General features: G+C 68.8%; 16 protein-coding genes and 4 pseudogenes. 7 read left to right on the top strand and 13 right to left on the bottom strand.

What is annotated here, in order from left to right; genetic code table 11:
• Positions 1-101 precede the first annotated feature (101 nt).
• Positions 102-1,413 (bottom strand): annotated as a pseudogene (locus ACFYOY_RS41490) (IS701 family transposase).
• A 650-nt stretch (positions 1,414-2,063) separates the two neighbouring features.
• Between ACFYOY_RS41490 and ACFYOY_RS41495 the strand changes: the two are divergent.
• Positions 2,064-2,429, top strand: a complete 366-nt coding sequence (locus ACFYOY_RS41495; protein ID WP_351901576.1) for a hypothetical protein — start codon at positions 2,064-2,066, stop codon at positions 2,427-2,429.
• A 533-nt stretch (positions 2,430-2,962) separates the two neighbouring features.
• On the top strand, positions 2,963-4,108 hold the full coding sequence (locus tag ACFYOY_RS41500; RefSeq protein ID WP_351901578.1) for a PP2C family protein-serine/threonine phosphatase: 1,146 nt from the start codon (positions 2,963-2,965) through the stop codon (positions 4,106-4,108).
• Positions 4,109-4,276: 168 nt separating this feature from the next.
• Here ACFYOY_RS41500 and ACFYOY_RS41505 read toward each other — a convergent pair whose 3' ends face one another.
• Positions 4,277-5,173 carry a class I SAM-dependent methyltransferase gene (locus ACFYOY_RS41505; protein ID WP_388592936.1) on the bottom strand — a complete coding sequence of 299 codons (897 nt, stop codon included), beginning with the start codon at positions 5,171-5,173 and terminating at the stop codon, positions 4,277-4,279.
• A gap of 921 nt (positions 5,174-6,094) precedes the next feature.
• Here ACFYOY_RS41505 and ACFYOY_RS41510 point away from each other — a divergent pair.
• Positions 6,095-6,619 carry a phosphotransferase gene (locus ACFYOY_RS41510; RefSeq protein ID WP_351901712.1) on the top strand — a complete coding sequence of 175 codons (525 nt, stop codon included), beginning with the start codon at positions 6,095-6,097 and terminating at the stop codon, positions 6,617-6,619.
• Here ACFYOY_RS41510 and ACFYOY_RS41515 read toward each other — a convergent pair.
• The 7 genes and pseudogenes from ACFYOY_RS41515 to ACFYOY_RS41545 form a co-directional block, all read right to left on the bottom strand.
• A pseudogene (locus tag ACFYOY_RS41515) lies at positions 6,555-6,877 on the bottom strand (hypothetical protein); the annotation flags it as partial. The gene ACFYOY_RS41510 and the pseudogene ACFYOY_RS41515 overlap by 65 nt on opposite strands.
• Positions 6,878-6,944: 67 nt before the next feature.
• A complete protein-coding gene (locus ACFYOY_RS41520; protein ID WP_351901730.1) occupies positions 6,945-7,484 on the bottom strand; it encodes a hypothetical protein in 540 nt (179 codons plus the stop codon).
• Positions 7,481-7,807 carry a helix-turn-helix transcriptional regulator gene (locus ACFYOY_RS41525; protein WP_351901582.1) on the bottom strand — a complete coding sequence of 109 codons (327 nt, stop codon included), beginning with the start codon at positions 7,805-7,807 and terminating at the stop codon, positions 7,481-7,483. Before ACFYOY_RS41525 ends, ACFYOY_RS41520 begins: the two co-directional genes overlap by 4 nt.
• A gap of 158 nt (positions 7,808-7,965) precedes the next feature.
• Complete coding sequence (locus tag ACFYOY_RS41530; RefSeq protein ID WP_388592940.1) at positions 7,966-8,559, bottom strand: hypothetical protein; 594 nt, start codon at positions 8,557-8,559, stop codon at positions 7,966-7,968.
• Positions 8,560-8,846: 287 nt separating this feature from the next.
• On the bottom strand, positions 8,847-9,134 hold the full coding sequence (locus ACFYOY_RS41535; protein WP_351901586.1) for a hypothetical protein: 288 nt from the start codon (positions 9,132-9,134) through the stop codon (positions 8,847-8,849).
• Positions 9,115-9,300 carry a hypothetical protein gene (locus ACFYOY_RS41540; RefSeq protein WP_388592943.1) on the bottom strand — a complete coding sequence of 62 codons (186 nt, stop codon included), beginning with the start codon at positions 9,298-9,300 and terminating at the stop codon, positions 9,115-9,117. The genes ACFYOY_RS41535 and ACFYOY_RS41540 overlap by 20 nt, the downstream gene beginning before the upstream one ends.
• Before the next feature lie 280 nt (positions 9,301-9,580).
• Positions 9,581-10,699, bottom strand: coding sequence for an NAD(P)/FAD-dependent oxidoreductase (locus ACFYOY_RS41545; protein ID WP_351901587.1), 1,119 nt, complete (start codon positions 10,697-10,699; stop codon positions 9,581-9,583).
• A gap of 145 nt (positions 10,700-10,844) precedes the next feature.
• Between ACFYOY_RS41545 and ACFYOY_RS41550 the strand changes: the two genes are divergently transcribed.
• Positions 10,845-11,630, top strand: coding sequence for a TetR/AcrR family transcriptional regulator (locus ACFYOY_RS41550; protein WP_351901588.1), 786 nt, complete (start codon positions 10,845-10,847; stop codon positions 11,628-11,630).
• Between the two features lie 43 nt (positions 11,631-11,673).
• Here the strand turns inward: ACFYOY_RS41550 and ACFYOY_RS41555 are convergent, their stop codons facing one another.
• From ACFYOY_RS41555 to ACFYOY_RS41565, 3 genes are all read right to left on the bottom strand, one after another.
• Positions 11,674-11,967 carry a hypothetical protein gene (locus tag ACFYOY_RS41555; RefSeq protein WP_388593036.1) on the bottom strand — a complete coding sequence of 98 codons (294 nt, stop codon included), beginning with the start codon at positions 11,965-11,967 and terminating at the stop codon, positions 11,674-11,676.
• 515 nt (positions 11,968-12,482) lie between these two features.
• The gene (locus ACFYOY_RS41560; RefSeq protein ID WP_388592946.1) at positions 12,483-12,959 is read right to left on the bottom strand and encodes a hypothetical protein; all 477 of its coding nucleotides are present in this window, start codon (positions 12,957-12,959) and stop codon (positions 12,483-12,485) included.
• 167 nt (positions 12,960-13,126) lie between these two features.
• Positions 13,127-13,678, bottom strand: a complete 552-nt coding sequence (locus ACFYOY_RS41565) for a transposase (protein ID WP_388592949.1) — start codon at positions 13,676-13,678, stop codon at positions 13,127-13,129.
• A gap of 75 nt (positions 13,679-13,753) precedes the next feature.
• Between ACFYOY_RS41565 and ACFYOY_RS41570 the strand changes: the two genes are divergently transcribed.
• Positions 13,754-14,659 carry an NADP-dependent oxidoreductase gene (locus ACFYOY_RS41570; protein ID WP_351901592.1) on the top strand — a complete coding sequence of 302 codons (906 nt, stop codon included), beginning with the start codon at positions 13,754-13,756 and terminating at the stop codon, positions 14,657-14,659.
• Positions 14,660-14,724: 65 nt separating this feature from the next.
• Here ACFYOY_RS41570 and ACFYOY_RS41575 read toward each other — a convergent pair whose 3' ends face one another.
• Positions 14,725-14,913: a hypothetical protein gene (locus tag ACFYOY_RS41575; RefSeq protein ID WP_351901594.1), complete on the bottom strand. Its 189-nt coding sequence runs from the start codon at positions 14,911-14,913 to the stop codon at positions 14,725-14,727.
• A gap of 118 nt (positions 14,914-15,031) precedes the next feature.
• Here ACFYOY_RS41575 and ACFYOY_RS41580 point away from each other — a divergent pair.
• Positions 15,032-15,160 (top strand): annotated as a pseudogene (locus ACFYOY_RS41580) (transcriptional regulator); the annotation flags it as partial.
• 365 nt (positions 15,161-15,525) lie between these two features.
• Positions 15,526-15,747 (top strand): annotated as a pseudogene (locus ACFYOY_RS41585) (FAD-dependent monooxygenase); the annotation flags it as partial.
• Positions 15,748-15,830: the final 83 nt, after the last annotated feature.

Below are 15,830 nucleotides of genomic sequence, written 5' to 3' on the forward strand. Positions count from 1 at the left end.
CGTGCGACAACGCTGCAGGTAGTGACAGCGGCGGGCGACTGCTTGTCGTCGGCGGCGCCAGTTCGACCAGCTCAGCGCGTGGTGTCGTCCGCGGTGTCCGCTCAGGTGCGGGGGCCGGGCACGACAAGCTGCCAGGAGTCGCCGGACCTCCGCCACTGTGAGCCCGATGGCCCCGGGTGTCTCACCTGTTCCGCCCCCTTTCCCCAGGGCTGGTGTGCCGTAGCGGCCAGGAAAGCGTGAGCGAGCATGGCCAGAGTGATGTGCCGATACCAGCCCACGTAGCGGCGGACCTCGTACTGATCCAGGCCGCACTCGTTCTTCGCGGCCTGGAAACACTCCTCGATCGCCCAGCGCGCCCCGGCGACCCGCACCAGCTCCTGGACGGTGACCTGAAGGGGCGCGTAGGCGAGGTAGTAGGCAATCTCGTCGGGCTTGCTGATGCTGCGCCGGGCCAGTGCCCACCGCATCCGGTGAGGGACCCCGCCTTGATAGTCGAATTCGGCGACGGCCGGCAGCCGCACCGCTGCCCAGTGGTAGACGCGGGGCCCCTTCGCGCCGTCGCCGCAGGAGATCTTCTCCCATGCCTCGTCCGGGGCCTGCGCGAACAGGCCCTCGATCCGTGAACAGCCCACGCTGAACTGAGACTTGGGGACGGCAAGTACGTAGCCGACACCCGACTGCTCCAGCAGCCGGCGGAACCGGTTGTCCTGGCCGTAGGCGGAATCCGCAGTGACCCAGGTAATGGGCAGCGGCGAGGCCAGGGCCCGCAGCACCATGTGCCGGGCCAGTTCGCCTTTGGTGGCGAACTCCCGCTCGTCGGGGACCCTTGCGGTGCGGCAGCGTTCCCGGTCCTCAGTCCAGGACTTCGGGAGGTAGAGCTCGCGGTCGACCAGCGCCCGGCCGCAGGCGGAGGCGGAGGCGTAGGCGGAGGCGTAGGCGGAGGCGGAGGCGTAGGCGGAGGCGGAGGCGGAGGCGTAGGCGGAGGCGTAGGCGGAGGCGTAGGCGGAGGCGGCGAAGACTCCGATCTGGCAGTTCTCGGTCCGGCCAGCGGTTCCCGAGTACTGGCGCTGGACCCCGGCGGAGGTGTTTGCCCTTCTTGATGAACCCGGTGTCGTCGATAATCAGGACGCCGCCAGCCTCGCCGAGCTTGCCGGCGACGTATTCCTGCAGGTCGTCGCGGATGTCATCGGGTTCCCACTTCGATCCGGCGAGGAGGTGCTGCAGGCCGTCAGGGGTGGAGTGTCCGGCTTGCTCGGCCAGCTGTCAGCTGTTCTTGCGGGCCACCGGGGCGAGCAGGCCACGCACGTAGTCCCGCATGCGGCGGCGGAGCTCGACTCGGCCGAAGCGGTGCCCGATGGTCAGGAAGAGATCGTCCAGTTCGAGGTCCCACTGCGCGGCGGCAGACTCGGTGATCACCCTCGGAGGCTGCCCCGCCGCTGTCACTACCTGCAGCGTCGTCACACTATTGAGGGGCGGTCTCACGGAGACCGCCCCTCGATCGTGCGAAGTCCCGCTACACTCCCGCCACCCGAAGAAAAGACCAGGCCAGACAGCGAAATCCTGCTGGAGTACTAACCCTCTGGGCTGCGCCCTTTGTGCCCCGGGCGATGCGGGTCAGCAACGTGATGGCGGCGCCCCTGCACCTCTCAAGCTCCCCGGGCCGCCCCGCGAATCACTGCACGGTCATCGGATTCGCGAAGGATTCTCAGTGTGCACGCCCCACAACCTGAGCCAGAGCCCTGGTCAGCACATACACGGCCGCCGTGAACACCCCGGCCCGCTCGTCACACGGAGCGGTCCCGGCGCTCTGCGGGTGGGAGTTGAACGACGGCAGCAACGGAGCGACCAACTCCCACAGACCGTCACGGACGACCGCTGCAACCAGATCGACACCCACAAGCAACAATGACGCCGCAGCTGTGACTGAGCGCTTCAGCTGGCCAGCTGAGCGACAGCCCGGAAGGGTATCCAGACCGGTCTGGCGGTCCTGCGGGACGCCTGCCACCGCGGCGAGGTCTGCCAGCCGCTGGACTGGGGCTCCCGAGCGTTCGTGGATAAGGGCTTTGCCGCCCCGCCTGGCCTGGGCCGACGGTCACGGCACCGCGGCGGAAGGGCTCAGCTGGGCCAGTGACATCATCGAGGGCTTGCGGAACCTGTTCCGGCTGCTTGCGATCGACGACGAGTCGTTCACCTCTTGGGACGAGGAGCGCGAGGCGGACCCCGATGAGGAGCACTCCCCTGGGCACGAGGCGTACGTGGCTTGGCTGAAGGAGACGTTCGGCCTGTCCCCGCCCACCGAAGCGGAAGCGGACGAAATCCTGGGGTCGGGCGGCAGGAAGTACGGCGCCCGGTTCGTGGACTGGCTGGAGGAGTTCGGGTCCCAAGAGATCGACTTCGACTCGTGGCGCAAGGAACTCGGCGGCTCCTGAACGTGAATGCGTCAAGGAAGACCCGTCGAGTGCGGGTCTCGTCAGGCCCCTCGATGCTGTCACCCCAAAGGGGGACACTCGGTACCAGGGCTCCAGCTGCCCTCGAGCCCGCAGGCATATCAACCGGAGCCCTCCCGCCCCGAACTTCTGCCGCACACTCCTCGGACGTCCTGGGTGCCCTGAAATTCGAACAAACGCTCTCATGCGAGGTATGAGCCGGCACGGCTTCCCCCTCGACCTCGTGGAGGCGCAGACCGCCTGGTACCGCACTGGCAGCTCGCCCAATCCGGCCCGGCGGCCAGAATCCCGTCCCGGCCGAGCGGCATGCGTCTCTGCTGGGCCAGGGCCATCCGCGAGGAGGCTCCCCGCGGACTGGTCCAGGTACCGCTTGAGCAGGTCGATCGCCTCCGCCTGCCACCGTTCGGGGGTCATGCGGCGCGGGGCCGCACTCCGGCCGTGCCGTCGGGTATGGCGGTATGGGCGGAGAGCACTCTCTCACCGCCGTAGGCCGGACACGGAGCGGGAGAGCGCGGATGGCGGACGAGGTGAGGGCCGGTGACCGAGGAGCCGGTGCGCGCCGGGGCGTGGTGGGCGGGTCAGTGGAGAAGGTGCGCCGCGGCTGGGCCGGGCTGCTCGTCATGGTCCCGTTGCTGCTGCTGATCGGCGGCGTGATGTTGGATGTCTTCGGGCCGGTGCCGTACGCCGGGTTGCCCCTGCTGTCCGCCGCCCCGCTCGCGGCCTGCATGGTGCTGACGTTCCGGGGCGCGGCGATCACGGCGGCCGGCGCATGTGTGCTGGCGGTGTGTGTGGACGTGCTGGTGAACCGCCCGCTGACGGCGCTCGTGGTGAACCTGCTGGACGTGGCGGTGATCAGCGCGATCGCGCTGTGGCTGAAGTGGGTGGTCCAGCGTCAGGGGCAGCGCTTCGCGGCGGTGCGGGCCGTGGCCGAGGTGGCGCAGCGGGCGGTCCTGCCACCGCCGCCCGCGCGGGTGGGGGCGGTGTCAGTGGCCACTCGCTACGAGTGTGCGTACGCGGAGGCGCTGATCGGCGGGGACTTCTACGCGGTGCGCAATTCGCCGTTCGGGGTGCGGGTGCTGATCGGGGACGTGCGGGGCAAGGGGCTGCCCGCCGTGTCCACCATGGCCGTGGCGACCAGCGCCTTCCGTGAGGCGGCGGAGCAAGCGGCGACGTTGCGGGAGCTCGCGGAGTACATGGAGCGGGCCCTGGCCCGGTTCGCGGCCGACGTCGGTGACCAGCCGGACGCCCTGGAGCGGTTCGCCACCGCCGTACTGGTCGAGGTCAGCGAGGAGGAGGGGCGGGTGCGGCTGCACCACCGCGGTCATCCGCCGCCGTATCTCATCCGCGGGGGCCGGGTGACGCCGCTGGAGCCATCGACTCCGGGGCTTCCCCTGGGGCTGGGGATGCCGGAGGCCGTCGGCGTGTCCGGCTGTGACACCTTCCCCTTCCACCAGGGGGACTACCTGCTGCTGGTGACCGACGGTGTCACCGAGGCGCGCGACCGGTACGGGGCATACTACGAACCCCGTACGAGGCTGGCCGACCGGGATTTCCGCACCGCGTCGGAGGTGGTGGACACACTCGTTGCCGATGTCACGGACTGGACCGGGGGCCAGCGACATGACGACATGGCGATCCTGGCCCTCACGCCGGTTCGCTGAGGAGGAGGCACGGGGGCGACGTTGACTCAGGTGCCCGTCACGGGTGGCGAGCGGCTGATCTCCCACGGCTTCGGCTGAGCCATCCTCACTCCTGAGGAACGAGGTCACCTGCCCCTCCACCGTGCTACACGAAGATCATTCTACGAGGGCTTCTCAGTGAGCGCGGTCTCAGGGCTTGACCAGCTGGAACTGCCAGATGATCTCCACTGGCACTCTGGCGTTCGCCGCTGCCGCCGCCTCGGGCACCATGTCCATCAGACACCACGGCCAGACTTCCCACGGCCCCAGTTCCGTCAAGGGCTGCCCTGGCAGATGCTGCGACTGCCCGTTGTCCGGTGCTACGGGTTCCTCACACCGCCGCGCCTGCAGCCCCGCCGCCAGGGCGGCACGCAGGTAGTCCCCGGTCGAGTGACGGTAGCTCTCCAGCCGTCCGGGCTGCCCGCCCGGCAGACGCACGGAAGGGATCGAACCCCGCGCCACCCACTCGGGATGAATGTCGGCGATCAGCAGGTGCCCGCCGGGGCGCAGGACCCTGGCGAACTCCGCCATCACCGGCTTCAGGTCGGGCACATGCGTCAGAGCCAGGGAGCAGACGGCCAGATCCACGGCCTCGTCGTCCACGGGAAGCGTGTGCAGATCGCCCTCGCGGAAGTCGCCGCCCGGCACCCGCTCGACTGCCCGTGCGAGCATGTCGGGCGAACTGTCCACGCCGACGATCCGGTGACCGTACTCGGCCAGCAGCGCAGAAAGCCGACCGGTACCGCACGCGGCATCCAGAGCGACACCCGTCGGCAGCCCAGCGACGATCTCTTCAATGACGGGCTCGTCGAAGGTGAATGCCGAGTTGGGGCTGTCATACGTGGCGGACCAGATCCGGTACCCCTCGACCGTGCCCACCCGAGCCACTTCCACCGCCGCGTTCGCCAGGGACTCATCGTCGAGGAGCTTGCGGATCTCGGTGACGCGCGCCTCGACGAACTCGCGGTCGAACTCCCCGGTGAACGAACGTAAGAGGGCCTGCCCCTCAAGGCCGAGTAGGTAGGCAAGTGGATTCTCGTAGATCACTACGCGACGCTAACGGCATACAGCCCACGACTGCCACCGGATTTCCCTAGCCTGCCCGTCACCTCGCCCACGCCCACGCGACCATCCCATGGAACCTCGCGGGCGAACTACCGGGGTGCCTTGGTCTCCAGACGCCGGCACAGCTGCTTCACCCGCGCATCCACCCCGAACTGGCGCGACACCTGAAACGCACACCCACCGGCCGGAGTAGTTGCGCTTCTCGTAGACGCGTGCGGTACGACCGGAGTTGATCCGCACCGGGCTGCCACGATCACGGGTGGCCGAGGGCAGGTCCTTCACGCTGTCGTCGACGGCCCGCTTCACCTACGGCTGCCCGCCGAAGTTGATCTCGGGGTAGATGCACACGTAGACCGCATGCGTCATCGGCTCACAGGCCGTCAAGACCGCCCATACCGTGCCCGCTCGAATCCCAGCTCTTCCAGGAGCAGGTAGCGTTCCCCGATCGTGTTCGGCTCGGAATCTCGGCCTTCCTGGTCGCGGACCCGGCGGTGCAGTCGGACGCCGCGAACCCCGACGCGCCCGGACCGCTACAGCTTCCGTTCCACCACCCTGGCCGGCGGCGGTCTGACGAAGGGCCCGCGCAGGGCGCAACGACGGACAGCCGACCGTGAGATCGACGGGCGTCCTATGCTGACGCGCATGGAACAGGAGCTGGAACTGGAGATTCCGTTGACCGGGGGCCGGATCACGGAGGGAGTCGTCCGGGTCGGGGACACGGTGCGGCGACCGGTCGGGCCACACTCGCCGTTCGTGCACCGGCTTACTCCGGCATCTGGAGGACATCGGCTCCGACGTCGCACCGAGGCTGCTCGGAACCGATGCCAAGGGCCGCGAGATCCTCAGCTTCCAGCACGGTGAAGCCGCGACCGCCTTCCGGGCCCGTGACTGGCGGCCGCCCAGATCACCGCCGCGGCGCAGTTGCTGCGCCGACTGCACGACGCGGCCGCTGGCACGCCGATCGCCGGTGGCGAGGAGACGGTGTGCCACAACGATTTCTCCCCGCTCAACGTCGCCTTCGTCGACGGCCTTCCTGTCTCCGCCTTCGACTTCGACCAGGCCGCCCCCGGCCCCCGCACGCGTGACCTCGCCTACGCCGCCTGGCTGTGGCTGCCCGGCGCCGACATCGCCGGCCCTCTCGATCACCAGCTGGCCCTCCTGCGTACTTTCCTCGACGTGTACGGCCTCCAGGACGAGCACCGGCGGGGCTTCGGAGGGCGCATCGTCGCCCGGGTCGAGGCCGAGCGCGACATGCATGACCGTGCCGGACGCGTCACCGGTCCCGGGTCCTGGCTGCACTGTGAGATCGACTGGCTGAGGGAACACGCCGACGCCATCGACCGGGGATTGGAAAGCAGCGCAGACCTGCATCGGCAGCCATCCGTTCCGCCCACTCGCGCTGGGTCTCGGCGTGCTCTATGCGGCTGACGTGTCCTTCTTGGAGGCCGCGTCCAAGGTCTCCGGGATCTTGTCGAACGTGTCGGGCAGGACGTCGAGCAGACCCCAGATCTGTTCGCCGGTGCTGACGGTCGGCAACAGCTGACACCTCCACTGCGGCGACACTTCAGGACGGTGGCGGAGCCGGTGCACGAGTGTGGGGAACAGGTAGTGCCCCGCTTCCGCGGCGAGGTGCTCTCGGAGCCAGTCGACAGGGAGCCGCTGGCTGAAGCCGTATGTGGCGCCCTCGGGGTACCGAACTGGCGACCTCGGGTAATCAGGAGTCGCGTATTCCTGAGCCGGTGAGGGCTTGTGTTCACCGTGAGTGGTCGCCGGGTGCGTAGTGCCGCCGGGTTCCTCCGGCTTCGGCTGCGAGTTCGGCGGTGGTGTCGTCGTGGTAGCCGAGCATGCGGGCGACGACGGGTGCGGGGGCTTGGAGGACGAGGTGGCGGATCGCCCCCGTGCGTCCTCGCCACCTGGCACGTCCAGGGGCGCGGATGGAGCCGGTGCCGCTGTCGAGGAGTTCGTGGAGGCGTTCAGCCAGCACGCATTGGCCGCATATTCCTCGCCAGTAGCGCCTTGCTTCTCGTCCGCACTGTTCGCAGGTGAAGTCGCCGAGGCCGCCGGCGCAGTCGGCGCAGTCGGCGCAGTCGGCGCAGAGCTTGCCGCCGTCCGGTGCCAGGCCAGGCGTCAACCGCTCAGCGCCGCAGATGACGCAGATCCCATAGGTCTCCAGCCCGTGGTCGTAGCAGGCAGCGCAGAGGTAGTCCTCGGGCCAGTGGGCCGTCCCGAGGCGGACGGCCCGGTGGCAGCGAGCGCAGAACAGGTCCTCGGCGCGGACGCGGGTGCGGCTCATCCTTCGGGCCGGATGCGGGCGCGCTTGGGACGGACCGCCGACAGGTCGACCACCGCGTCGCCGGTGGCGACCTTGCGGACGGCGGTGTTCTCCGCCTTGGTGGCGATCAGGTCGGTCGGGGTGCACTCGAAGATGTCGCAGAGCGCGGCCAGTACTGGCAGCGACAGCCGCTCGGGGGTGCCGGTGACCAGGCGGTGAACCTGGGAGAGCGAGAGGTTGATGCCGCGCTCGGCGAGCGGCGGGGCGAGCTCGCTGGTGGTGAACATCCCCGCGGCGGCCATCCGCTCGCGCAGCCGCCACTGGTAACTGACCTGGCGTTTCATCGGGCCCTCCTCGCGAGCTTCAGCGCGGCCTCGATGGTGGCGTCCGGGCCCGCCGCAGGGTGCGGGTGCGGAAGTCGGAGGACACGCAGGTGTAGATGGAGGTGGTGGACGCGTGGTCGTGGCCGGCCTGCTGCTGGACGAACAGCGGATCCCAGCCGTCACAGCGAGTGGAAGTCCAGGACCGGGTCCAGCCCAAGGTCGTCGCGGTAGGTGGCGAAGCGAGAGTCCAGCCGTTGCAAGCCGACCCGTCGGCCGCGTTCGGACGGCCACAGGGCGGGCCCGTCCGCGTTGCGCATGGCGGGTCTCACCTCGCTGACCCACTGGTCAAGGATCTCGGCCGACCAATCCCACACGGTCAGCACGCTGCGGCGCTTGGGCGGTGACCCCTTCTTCGCCTGGCCGTGGCGGACGTAACAGACGCCGTACTCGCCGAACTCCGTCCCCTCGGGGTTGCGGCCGAAGTCGGCGAGATCCGGCATCCGCGTCTCGTTGCGCCGCAGCCCGAAGGCGTACGCGGTCTTGAACAGCATCGCGTCACGGAAGGCGGGTAGCCAACCCTTGCGGCCGCGTCCGCGGACACGGCTCACCTCGTCGTCGGCGTGGTCCAAGAACGCCTGCAACTCGCCCCTGCGCCAGCCGTCCAGCATCGCCTCGAAGACCTGCTCCTCCGGCCGCAACAGCGGTACCCCGTCGGCCAGATGCAGCCGCGCGGTCCCTGGCGCCGCCCCGTTCCCGCCTGCCAAATTCGTCACGCTCCGTAGATCGCATCTAGCGCGAGAATCTCGCATCGGATGCGAAGCCCGGAGAGGAACGGCAGGTCAGCCATCCGATCGAGTGAAGTGGAACGACACAGGCCCGGCCGTCGGCTACCGTCTCGGCAGGCATGCTGTGGGCCGTCTCTCCGCTGATCAGCGGCTCCCTGTGCCCGCTCGGTCAACGCAGCGCAAGAGGGCGCCAGTTCGCATCAGATGCGATTCGCGCCGGTTCCGAGGTGAGCCCAGAAGCCGCCAGTTGTTGATCTTTGAACCCGGACGGCTCGTTACGGGGTGTCGCCCGCGAGGGTGCTGACGCGGTTCGCGTACTCGTGGCGGGCCTTGCGTTGGGCCGGGACCGCCGGGGCGCACTGGCCACCGTCGAGGGGCTGGCCGAGGTCGAGGAGTCGGCGGTGGATCGCCGGGACGGCGACGACGCGCAGGGTGTAGCCCTGGCCGCGCCGTACGGTCACGCCCTGATCGAGCGTGGCGCGCCCGGCGGGTCCCCGGTCGGCGGTGCGGAGGAAGTCGGCGACCTTGAGGACCCGGTCGTCTTCAGAGGAGCAGGCCGGCACCTCCAGCCGCCTCCACCCGCTGGAACGCCCGAAGTTCGGCGAACTGCTGACGTACGCGCGGCCGGGCGACACCGTGCACATCGATCCCGGCCTCGGCCAGGACAAGGTTCTGGCGGTCGGTCGACTGCTGGTCGGTCGACACCCGCTTGTAGACCAGGTTGGCCATGCCGTTCCCCGTGGTGGCCGCATTCGACCCTGGCTGTCAGCAAACCCTGTCATCAGTTTCCAACGGATCTGATTGGACCTGCGCCGCACCGTCAGGCCCCGGAACATCAGCGGCCGTTGGGCGCCCGCCACGCCTGTCGCCATTCGTTTGACGACAGGGCGGCCGGTCAGGAGAACCCGGTTGGCGACCACGTACAGGGAGACCAGCCGGAACACGCCGGAAACGCACCGTTCGGCCTTGAGGGCGTGGCTGGGAGGTTCTGAACCTATGCCGGCTCGGGTCATTCCGGGTTCGGGACGAAGGCGGGTAGCGCGGCGAGGCTGTGGCGCACCGCCTCGCCCCCGTACTCGAACATCTGCCGCTCGTAGTCGCCGACCGCGCCGAGGAGGTCTTGGCGGCGCTCGACGGCCTCGATCAGGCAGCGGCGCAGCAGGTCGGCATCGCGCAGGGCGGTGTTCGCACCGTTGCCGCCGGTCGGGGAGGTGGCGTGGATGGCGTCTCCAAGCAGCGTGACCGGACCGGGCGCCCAGCGCTCGCGGGGCTCGACCACCCGGATGGACAGCAGGGTGCTGTTGTCCGGGTCGGCCTGCTCGATAAGCGCCTGCAGGTCCGGATGCCAGCCCTCCATCCTGGACAGCACGGCCTCCTGCGCGGTTGGGGCGCCGAGCGAGCCGTTCGGTGGCAGGAGCATGACCCAGCGCACGTAGTCGCGGATATCGGGGAGGGTCACCTCGGGTGCCAGTTCCTCGGCTGCCTGCTTCGGCGGGGTACGGAAACGCATCGCTCCGAGCATCAGGCTCACCTCGTCCCCGGCGATCTTCGAGCCGAAGGCCGGTTCCAGGGTGGCAAAGCGCTCGGTCAGCGGCGTACGGCCGATGACGAACCGGGTGCCGGTGTCGGTCGCGGTGGTCTGCGGCGAGAGCACCGCGCGGACGGCGGAGCCGACCCCGTCCGCCCCGACGAGCAGGTCGGCGGTGGTCGGGTCGCCGTGCGCGAACCGGGCTTCGACCTTGCCGTCGTCCAGCACGTCGTAGCCAGTCAGCGCGGCCCCGGTGCGCACGGTGAGTCCGGTCACCAGCAGGTGCCGCAGCACTTGCCGGTCGATCACGATCCCGGTCCTACCGGGGCCGAGCTCGCCGATCTGGTTCAGCTGCGGGTCCAGGATCAGCTGCTCGGCATAGGCGTCACCGACGATCGCGTCCAGCAGCGGGTGCCAGCGCAGCGGCAGACAGCCGCGCAGCGCCTCGAACCCCATCGGGCTCAGCACGAGCCGGTAGCCCTGGAACCGCGCGGTGATCGCCGGGTCCCGCTCGTACACGTCGGCCTCGATCCCGACACCCCGCAGACCCTGTGCCAGGCACAGACCTCCCAGACCGGCTCCGACCACGGAAACTCGCATCACGCACCTCCTGAACAGACTTTCCGAACCCTGCTCAGGACCTGAGCAGGGGGTACGCGAACCACGCAGTGACGAACTTAGTTCTGCGTGCACGATCTAAGATCTACTTAGAGAACTTAGATCGTGTCAAGCTATAGTGATCGGCATGCCCTCCGATCCCCGGCAACGCCGAGCAGCTCGTCACGCCCAGCCCGCTGGGGAGCCCTCAGTGGCGCCACCACGCAAGAAGCCCATCACGGTCGACCGGATCACCGACGCCGCTCTGCAAGTCGTGGCCACCGAGGGCTACGACGCACTGACCATCCGTCGAGTCGCCGCGGTACTCGGCACCGGGCCGTCGTCGCTGTACGCGCACATCGTCAGCAAAGAGGACATCGACGATCTGCTCGTCGGCCGGCTCTGCTCCGAGGTCGTGCTGCCCGAACCGGACCCGGCCAAGTGGCGCAAGCAGATCCTCGACGTGTACAGGCAGATCCGCGACCAGTACCTGAAATACCCCGGAGTCTCCCGGGCCGCGCTGGGCGTTGTCCCGACCAACCTCTCCACGTTGCGGGTCAAGGAAGGGCTCTTGGCGATCCTGCTCGCGGGCGGAATCGAACCGCAGAACGCCGCCTGGGTGCTCGATGCTCTGTCCCTCTACGTCAGCGCCTACGCCTTGGAGCAGTCGCTGGTCCAGCAGCGGCGCAGACACCCCGACCAGGAATGGGTCCTTGGCCGCGAGGAGCTGATCCGCCGGTTCACCGCACTGCCGGCCGACACGTTTCCGCAGACCCGACGCTATGCCGCTGAGCTGACCTCCGGCACCGGACACGACCGGTTCGAGTTCACCCTCGGACTGATAATGGACAACCTCACCCGATGGTCAACATCACCACCAACGACACTGGGCCGAACGGGTGCCGGCCGGACGGACGGTGCGGGGAAGGGTTGAGGTCATATCGGGATGACGGCAGGGGCCTCAGATGGCCGTTGGATCAACGAAGCCGGGTTGCGATGCCCTGTCGGGCATCGTCCCAGACTTCGTCGAACTCCTCCTGGGTCAGCTGCTCCGGGTCGTGGCCTTCCCACTCCGAAACAGGCAGCTCCGCGGTGAGTCCATACTCCTTCTCGTAGTCGGCCAGGGTTCCGGCGTCCCGTGCCCGCTGCCATTCGCGCAGGGATGCCGCCGCGAGCGGGGTCTGTTCAGGCCTGCGCAGCTCGACCTGCCGAGTGACCCAGCCCTCGGCATCGATCTCGAAGAAGAACCAGGTGTCTTCCTCCTGTCGGATAACTCCTTATCCGACGCCAGAACGGGACATGACGCCCTGTCGTCCCGGCGCCGGAGACCCGGAGGGAAACCCGCCGCATGATGGCCACCGAGCCCCTGCGTTACGCCGTCGACGTCACCTCGGACGACGTGGTTGCGATCACCGACTTCCTCATGGACCGGCTCATCCGTCGGCCGTCACTGGATGTCGAGACCGAAAGGAGAAGGCATCGGCGGCCGAGACGGCGGCCTTCGTCTCCGAGTGCCGTATCCCCGGCCCCCGTCACGAAGGCTCCTGGCGGCACGCCCGCTTCACCGGAACCAGCCCCTACCTGCTCGGCCGGGCGACTGCCCTCGCCATGGCACACCAGCACGCCGACCGTGATGGGGATCTCTGAAATTGGCTCTGGCCGCGATTTCGTGAATCTGCAGGTAATCCACAACCAGGGTCGTGGTCTGCCCCCCCCACCAGGGAGGAGCCAGGTCACCCCGATCTTCACTGGTTGTCGATGTCGAACTAATCTTCGGGCCATGGCCTTACGACCTGACGAGTTCTACGACCACGCGCTTGCCGCTGCGGATGGTGAGCGTCGGCTCCCGCTCGCGCGCATGACAGGGTGGCATATCAGCCCGTTCGAACCGGACGGATTGCGCGTCGCGCCGCTGCGCCCTCCAGTTCTGCCCGAGCCTCCGCGACGCGGTGAGGACCCGTCGAACTGCGAGGCGTGCCGTGACCGAGGCGATGGGATCTGGTTCAACGACAGTTGGCGGCTCACCCGGATCACAGGAGTTGGTGTGCCGCTGGTGCTCATGCTGCATCCGCGTGAGCACTATGACATGGCTGACCTGCCCGATGAGCTGGCAGCCGAGCTGGGGGTCCTGTCCACTCACATCGTCCGCCACGTGCAGGCCCTGCCACACATTTCGCGAGCCCACGTCTACCGCATCGGAGATGGAGGCGCACACCTGCACATCTGGTTCTTCGCCCGGCCCGAGGGACAGACCCAGCTGCACGGATCATGGATGCCCGTCTGGGACGATCTGCTGCCGGAATACCCAGCAGATGTCGCGGAGGCAGATGCGGCGATCGTGGCAGACGCATTGGTCGCCTCCATCGGAGGTCGTCGCTCGGCCGCCGCGAATCGCCGCACGACTGATCACTGGCCGCAGTTCCGTGAAGGTCATGGCTGGGTGAGGATCCGGGCTCGGAGAAGTTCGAACGAGGCACGGCCATACATGGCTCGCTTGAGCGTTTTCACCCGGTTTACATGTCCTTCGACAACTCCGGAACTCCACGGCCAGGTGAGGCCGGTGACGGCGTCGAGGTCCCGGCGGAGGAAGCCGGCGAATCCGCTCATCGGCTTCGGAGCATCCTGCTCAGCTTGGCGGATCCACTCCCGGAGCAGGTATCCGCGCTGGTGCCGCACCAGATCGGCGAACGCGCGGGCAAGGTCGCAGGCCTGGGTGATGTCCGGGCAGGCGAGCCGGATCTGAAGCAGCCGCTCCTCCTTGCTGTCGGTGAGCGTGTCACGCGGACGCATGATCCATGAGGTGATCTTGCGCGGGCTAAGGATGTCGGGCCGGACCGGTTCGGCGGTGCCCGCGCGCAGGACGGCGAGGTGTTTGCGGACGACCTGGCGGCTCCCGAGGTAGCCGCGTTCACGGATCTCCAGGAACAGGCCCCGTCCTCCTCCGGCCGGGCGGCAGTCCCGGCTTACCGATTTGCACCTCACGTCAACGTCAGGTTTTAGAGTAACGGGCGTCGAATGAACAGCTTATTTCGCCCCATAAAGGTAAGGCAGGACATTATGCGTGCAGCCCGCTTCCACGAATACGGCGGCGTGGAGAGCCTGGTGATCGAGCAGGCTCCCGACCCCCACCCCGGACCTGGCGAGATCCGTGTCCGCGTCGCGGCGGCCAGTGTCAATCCCATCGACTGGAAGCTGCGCGCCGGCGCCCTGCACCAGTTCCTTCCGGTGGAGCTGCCCGCCATTCCCGGGCGTGACGCCGTCGGCGTGGTCGACGAAATCGGTGACGGAGTGCAGCGCGTGAGCATCGGGGACCGTGTCTTCGGGCTGGGCGGTGTCACCGGCGCGACCGCAGAGCTGGTCATCCTCTCGGCCTGGGCCCACGCCCCCGCCACGTGGAACGATGAGCAGGCCGCGGGTGCCGGTCTCGCGTCCGTGACCGCGATGCGTGGACTGAACGCGCTCGGCTCCCTCGCGGGACGCACCCTCCTCGTCGAAGGCGCCGCCGGAGGCGTGGGGAGCGCGGCAGCCGAGATCGCGGTGGCACAAGGTGCCACCGTGATCGGAACAGCCAGCGAACGCAACCACGAATTCCTCACCTCGCTCGGCGCCGTTCCCACCACCTACGGCCCCGGCCTCGCACAGCGCCTCTCCGCTCTCGCTCCGCACGGCGTCGACATCGCGCTCGACACCGCGGCCTCCGGCTCCCTGGACGACCTCGTCGCGATCACAGGCGACCCGACGCGCGTCGCGACGGTCGCCGACCACGCAGGCGGGCAGCGCCTGGGCACGCATGTGGTCAACGCGGAGAACGACGCGACCCTCCTGTCCGCGGCCGCGGAACTGGGCCGACAAGGCCGCTACACACCCCGTATCGAACAGACCTACCCCCTGGAGCGAATCGCCGACGCCCACGCGCACGCCGAGCGCGGCCGCACACGCGGAAAGATCGTCATCTGCATCTGAAGCGGGGCATGGCCCAGATGCGCCAGCCCGCCACGGGGTGATTCTGGTGGGCCGGCGCTGACTGCTCAGCGCCGGACGTCTGCCACGAGGGCGTTGATGCGGTTCTCGTACTCGCGGCGGGCCTTGCGCTGTGCCGGGACGGTCAGGGCGCCCTGGGTACCGTCGAGCAGCGGGCAGCGGGCGAGGAGCTGGCAGTGCACGGCGGACACGGCGGTGATGCGCAGCGTGGAGCCCTGGCCCCGTCGTACGGTCACGCCCTCCCGGGGCCGGCCCGCCCTGGACAGCCCGCCACGCCCCTGGTGCTGGCCGGCTATCGGGCGGCCCCTCCCGTGTGCCGACCGTCCGCAGCTCCCCGCGCCGAGGGTGGGGAAACGAAGTGAGCGGGTCGCCCAGTGGTGCGGCGATCACCGCGTCGCCGCTCGCACGGTAGGCACGAAGACGCCGATTCATCCGCTCGTGGGCGAGCTCCTGCTGGACTGGGACACACTGACCGCCAACACCCCGTCCCTGACCTGACCCAGGGGCCCGTGCACGCGAACGGTGCCGAGCGCGGCGTGACCGCGGTGGTGAGATGAGGGCGAGCCGACGGGCCTCGTCGGTCAGCTTCTCGAGGTAGCGCACGGCGTGGCCTCAATCAGGTCCTGCTTGGTGGGGAAGTGCCGGAACACAGCTGCTCTGCGCCGGTACCGGCCACGTACGTCGACACCGTGTCCTGCCTGTGAGGAAGCCCTGGGCCACAGTGTTGCGGAATTGCCGGCGCACGTTGGCGGCGGCCCGTGCATGCCGGGGAACGGCTCCGTGGCGCACTCGCTCGAAAATGAAGGGGTACAGCAATGTCCGTAGTGGACGAAAACACCACGGTGGTGATGGTGGGATCGGGAGCCGCCGGGCCCGCCTTCGGCAACTTCCTGCTGCGCAGCGGGATCGACTGCGTCGTCCTGGAAAAGCGCAGCCGTCAGTACGTCCAGCAGCGGCAGCGGGCCGGCGTCATCGACAACCGCGCGGCACGCATGTTCAGGCAGTGGGGACTTGCGGACAAGGTGCTCGACGGCGTCCCCTTCGAGCCGGGGTTGAACTTCCGGGTCGACGGCGAGACGCGCCCCTACAGGTACCTGGCCGGCGACCGGCGACGGACGCTTCTGCCCCAGCAGGTCTCGTTCGCAACCTCATC

The organism is Streptomyces sp. NPDC007875, assembly GCF_042868035.1.
GTDB lineage: Bacteria > Actinomycetota > Actinomycetes > Streptomycetales > Streptomycetaceae > Streptomyces > Streptomyces antimycoticus.

What these genes read in the sequence shown, in the direction of transcription:
- ACFYOY_RS41500 (WP_351901578.1), top strand. Translation starts at nt 2,963, where the DNA reads ATGGCGGACGAGGTGAGGGCCGGTGACCGAGGAGCCGGTGCGCGCCGG.
- ACFYOY_RS41545 (WP_351901587.1), bottom strand. Translation starts at nt 10,699, where the DNA reads ATGCGAGTTTCCGTGGTCGGAGCCGGTCTGGGAGGTCTGTGCCTGGCA.
- ACFYOY_RS41520 (WP_351901730.1), bottom strand. Translation starts at nt 7,484, where the DNA reads ATGAGCCGCACCCGCGTCCGCGCCGAGGACCTGTTCTGCGCTCGCTGC.
- ACFYOY_RS41525 (WP_351901582.1), bottom strand. Translation starts at nt 7,807, where the DNA reads ATGAAACGCCAGGTCAGTTACCAGTGGCGGCTGCGCGAGCGGATGGCC.
- ACFYOY_RS41550 (WP_351901588.1), top strand. Translation starts at nt 10,845, where the DNA reads ATGCCCTCCGATCCCCGGCAACGCCGAGCAGCTCGTCACGCCCAGCCC.
- ACFYOY_RS41540 (WP_388592943.1), bottom strand. Translation starts at nt 9,300, where the DNA reads ATGGCCAACCTGGTCTACAAGCGGGTGTCGACCGACCAGCAGTCGACC.
- ACFYOY_RS41570 (WP_351901592.1), top strand. Translation starts at nt 13,754, where the DNA reads ATGCGTGCAGCCCGCTTCCACGAATACGGCGGCGTGGAGAGCCTGGTG.